The sequence below is a fragment of the Paracoccus ravus genome (assembly GCF_004522175.1).
Classification (GTDB): domain Bacteria; phylum Pseudomonadota; class Alphaproteobacteria; order Rhodobacterales; family Rhodobacteraceae; genus Paracoccus; species Paracoccus ravus.
Map to the genome: position 1 here is coordinate 1 of NZ_SDEB01000062.1, position 3912 is coordinate 3912.

5 protein-coding genes are annotated in these 3912 nt (G+C 65.8%); 4 read left to right on the forward strand and 1 reads right to left on the reverse strand.

Annotated elements, in window-relative coordinates; all coding sequences use genetic code 11:
* On the reverse strand, nucleotides 1-185 hold a 185-nt coding region (locus tag ESZ60_RS20285), incomplete at its 3' end, for an ArsR/SmtB family transcription factor (RefSeq protein ID WP_245155805.1).
* An 86-nt stretch (nucleotides 186-271) separates the two neighbouring features.
* Here ESZ60_RS20285 and ESZ60_RS20290 point away from each other — a divergent pair.
* The 4 genes from ESZ60_RS20290 to ESZ60_RS20305 are packed head-to-tail and all read left to right on the forward strand — an operon-like array spanning nucleotide 272 to nucleotide 3891.
* Complete coding sequence (locus ESZ60_RS20290) at nucleotides 272-727, forward strand: YeeE/YedE family protein (RefSeq protein WP_134682462.1); 456 nt, start codon at nucleotides 272-274, stop codon at nucleotides 725-727.
* Nucleotides 727-1164: a DUF6691 family protein gene (locus ESZ60_RS20295; protein WP_134682463.1), complete on the forward strand. Its 438-nt coding sequence runs from the start codon at nucleotides 727-729 to the stop codon at nucleotides 1162-1164. The genes ESZ60_RS20290 and ESZ60_RS20295 overlap by 1 nt, the downstream gene beginning before the upstream one ends.
* Nucleotides 1164-2075 (forward strand): MBL fold metallo-hydrolase, encoded by a 912-nt coding sequence (locus tag ESZ60_RS20300; protein ID WP_134682464.1) that lies wholly within the window; start codon nucleotides 1164-1166, stop codon nucleotides 2073-2075. Before ESZ60_RS20295 ends, ESZ60_RS20300 begins: the two co-directional genes overlap by 1 nt.
* Nucleotides 2076-2100: 25 nt before the next feature.
* The gene (locus ESZ60_RS20305) at nucleotides 2101-3891 is read left to right on the forward strand and encodes a SulP family inorganic anion transporter (RefSeq protein WP_134682465.1); all 1791 of its coding nucleotides are present in this window, start codon (nucleotides 2101-2103) and stop codon (nucleotides 3889-3891) included.
* Nucleotides 3892-3912: the final 21 nt, after the last annotated feature.

Sequence of the window (3912 nt, forward strand, 5' to 3'; positions counted from 1 at the left end):
TGCTGGCTCAGCGCCGACTGGCTCAGACCGATCCGGGCCTGCAATGCACCGACCGACATCTCGCCCTTGACCAACTCGCACAGGATCAGAAGCCGCTTGGGGTTTGCCACCAGAGACAGGCGCCCGGCGACATATTCCGCGCGCTCTTCGAGCATGCCGAGGGGCAGCTCAGATGAATTTTCCATTATATTAGCATTGACTGATTTAGGCATGTCTAATATATACAGCCTCAGCAGATCGAAAGCAAGCCGTCAGGCATGGGAGTTTCGGCATGAATCCGGCAATCGCAACAGAATTCACGCCCTTCGCCTCGCTCGGAGGCGGGGCGCTGATCGGCCTCAGCGCCGTCATGGTGATGGCGCTTTTCGGCAAGGTGGCGGGGATATCGGGCATCACCAATGGCGTCCTTGGCGCCGTGGTGCCCATGGCCAGCGCGCCGCGTGATCGCAATTGGCGCGTCGCCTTCATTCTGGGGCTGATCGCAGCCCCTCTGGCCTATCGGCTCTTTGGCGGCACGGTCGAGCAAACGGTTTCGGGGAACCTCGTCGGCATGGGCCTTGCGGGGTTCCTGATCGGGCTGGGGACCGGACTTGGCTCGGGCTGCACCTCGGGGCATGGCGTTTGCGGCCTTGCCCGACTGTCGCGCCGCTCGCTTGTCGCGGTGCTGATATTCATGGCGAGCGGCATCGCCACGGTCTTTGTCCTGCGTCATGTGGGAGGGGTGTGATGCGCAATATCCTCGGCTTCGCAAGCGGCCTTGTGTTCGGCATCGGGCTTGTCGTCTCGGGCATGGCCAACCCGGCCAAGGTGCTGAATTTCCTTGACCTCGCGGGGGCTTGGGACCCCAGCCTCGGCTTTGTCATGGGCGGGGCGCTGGTCGTCACCTACCTGGGCTATCGTCTCGTCTGGCGGCGCAAGACCCCGGTCCTTGCCGAAGGGTTCGATCTGCCGAGCTCGCGCCGGACCGACCGCCCGCTGGTGATCGGCGCGGCGCTTTTCGGGATCGGCTGGGGGATCGGCGGCTTCTGCCCCGGACCCGCCTGGACGGCGCTGGCGCTGCTGGCACCCGGCACCCTGATCTTTCTGCCCATGATGCTGTTCGGCCTCTGGCTTGGCGCGCAAGCCAAGGGCCTGCCCGGCCTGAACTCCAAGGGAAATCCGTGATGAGCAAGCTCAATGAACGCGTTATCCGCCACTCGCCCTCGCGCGGGGCGGGCAGCCCCGATGTCTGGGGGATCTACGAGCCCGATACCGGCTCGATCCAATATGTCTGCGCCGATCCCGAGACGAAGAAAGCCGCGTTGATCGACGTGGTCTGGAATTTCGATGCGCGGAATTACCGCTTCTCGACCGGCAGCATGGATCAGGTGCTTGATCTTGTCCGCGAGAACGGGCTGAGCGTCGAATGGGTGCTCGATACCCATCCCCATGCCGATCATGTCATGGCCTCGGCGCATCTCAAGGAACGCACCGGTGCGCCCAATGCGATCGGCGCGAAGCTGCGCGAGATCGCCGCAATCTGGCGCGATATCTACAACCTGCCCGAGGCATTCTCGCCCGAGCGCGATTTCGACCGGCTCTTTGAGGAAGGCGAGACGTTCCGGATCGGCGATCTCGAGGCGCGGGTGATGCTCTCGCCGGGGCACACGCTGGGTTCGATCACCTTTGTCGTCGGAGACGCGGCCTTTACCCATGACACGCTGATGCAGCCCGATATCGGCACCTCGCGCGCCGATTTCCCCGGCGGCAACGCGGCCGAACTGTGGGAGTCGATCCAGGCGATCCTGGCCCTTCCGGGCGACACCCGGCTTTTCGTCGGCCATGACTATGGCAGCGCGACCCGCCGCGAACCGCAATGGGAAGCAAGCGTTTCCGAGCATCTGGCCCATAACGTCCATGTCAAGGCGGGCACCCGCCGCGAGGATTGGATCAAGCGGCGGCAGGATCGTGACGCGACACTGCCCTTGCCCGACCGTATCCTGGCCGCGCTTCAGATAAACCTGCGCGGCGGTCGTCTGCCGATGGCCGAGGATGATGGCCACCACTATCTGAAACTGCCCGTCGACCGGTTCTGAGGCCATTCCCGCGAGAGGACAAAGAATGTTCAGGCGGTACCTGCCGATTCTCGACTGGGGACGCGGCTATGATCGCGGCATGCTGACCAGCGACCTGCTGGCCGCGCTGATCGTCACGATCATGCTGATCCCGCAATCACTGGCCTATGCCATGCTGGTGGGCTTGCCTCCGGTCATGGGGCTTTACGCCTCGATCCTGCCGCTCATCGCCTATGCCATCTTCGGAACCAGCCGGACCCTTGCCGTCGGTCCGGTCGCGGTCGTCTCGCTGCTGACCGCGACGGCGGCGGGTGCGGTGGCCGCGCCCGGCACGCCCGAATACCTCGCCGCCTCGGTCACGCTTGCGCTGCTCTCGGGGCTGATCCTGCTGGCGATGGGGGTTTTCCGGCTGGGCTTTGTCGCGAACCTGCTGTCGCATCCGGTGATCTCGGGCTTCATCACGGCCTCGGGGATCCTGATCGCGACGGGGCAGCTTGGGCATATCCTGGGCGTCACGGCAGGCGGGCAGACGATGATCGAGATGGTCGCCGCGCTTCTCCGCGCCTTGCCGCAGACGAATGTCGCGACGCTGGCGATCGGCGGCACGGCGACGGCCTTTCTGTTCTGGGCGCGCTCGGGGCTGAGGCCCGCGCTTTTGCGGCTGGGCGTCGCGCCCGGCGCGGCCGCGCTGTTGGCACGAACTGGGCCGGTGCTGGTGGTCGCGGCCTCGATCCTTGCGGTGATCGCCTTCGACCTGACTGCGCTTGGCGTCCGCACCGTCGGAGAAGTGCCGCGCGGTCTGCCGCAGCTTGGCCTGCCCCGGCTCGATCCGGCAAGCTGGGGCAGGCTGCTCCCGGCGGCATTCCTGATTGCGGTGATCGGCTTTGTCGAATCCGTCTCTGTGGCGCAGACATTGGCCGCGAAGCGCCGCCAGTCGATCCGCCCCGATCAGGAGCTGATCGGCCTTGGTACCGCGAACCTCGCCGCCGCCCTTTCCGGAGGCTACCCGGTCACGGGCGGTTTCGCGCGCTCGGTGGTGAATTTCGACGCCGGCGCCGAAACGCCCGCCGCCGGGGCCTTCACCGCGCTCGGCATCGCGCTGGCCGCGCTGTTCCTGACGCCGCTGCTCTTTTTCATGCCGACGGCGGTGCTGGCCGCGACGATCATCGTCGCCGTGCTGGGCCTGATCGATCTGGGGGCGATCCGGCGCTGCTGGCGCTTCTCGCGCTTCGATTTCGCGGCGCTGGCCGGGACCATCCTCATTACCCTCGGGGGCGGGGTCGAGGCGGGCATTCTCACCGGCGTGGCGCTTTCGGTGCTTTTGCATCTGTGGCAGACCTCGCGGCCCCATGTCGCGGAAATCGGCCAGATCCCGGGCACCCAGCATTTCCGCAATATCCTGCGCCATGACGTGACCTGCGCGCCTGAGGTGCTGAGCCTGCGCATCGACGAGAGCCTCTATTTCGCCAATGCGCGGGCCATCGAGAATGTCGTCCAAGAGGCCGTCGCGGGCCGCCCCGAGCTGCGCCATGTCGTGCTGAACTGCGCGGCGGTGAACGGAATCGATGGCAGCGCGCTGGAAAGCCTTGAACTGATCATGCATCGGCTGTCGGATGCCGGGATCAAACTGCATCTTTCCGAGGTGAAGGGTCCGGTCATGGAGCGCCTGTCGCGCAGTACCTTCCTGCGCCACCTGACCGGCAGGGTGTTCCTGTCCCATCACGAGGCGCTGGCTACCCTTGCTCCGGAAACGACCTGCGCCTGCGACGGCGCAGAGCGCCGCGAGATCGATGCGGGCCAAGTCTATCCCGCGCATGAACGGCGGCGGTCCGGCTGAGCGCCTGACTGCCGCTGGGGC

Coding starts and splice junctions, on each gene's coding strand:
- ESZ60_RS20295 (WP_134682463.1), top strand. CDS start 727: ATGCGCAATATCCTCGGCTTCGCAAGCGGCCTTGTGTTCGGCATCGGG.
- ESZ60_RS20290 (WP_134682462.1), top strand. CDS start 272: ATGAATCCGGCAATCGCAACAGAATTCACGCCCTTCGCCTCGCTCGGA.
- ESZ60_RS20300 (WP_134682464.1), top strand. CDS start 1,164: ATGAGCAAGCTCAATGAACGCGTTATCCGCCACTCGCCCTCGCGCGGG.
- ESZ60_RS20305 (WP_134682465.1), top strand. CDS start 2,101: ATGTTCAGGCGGTACCTGCCGATTCTCGACTGGGGACGCGGCTATGAT.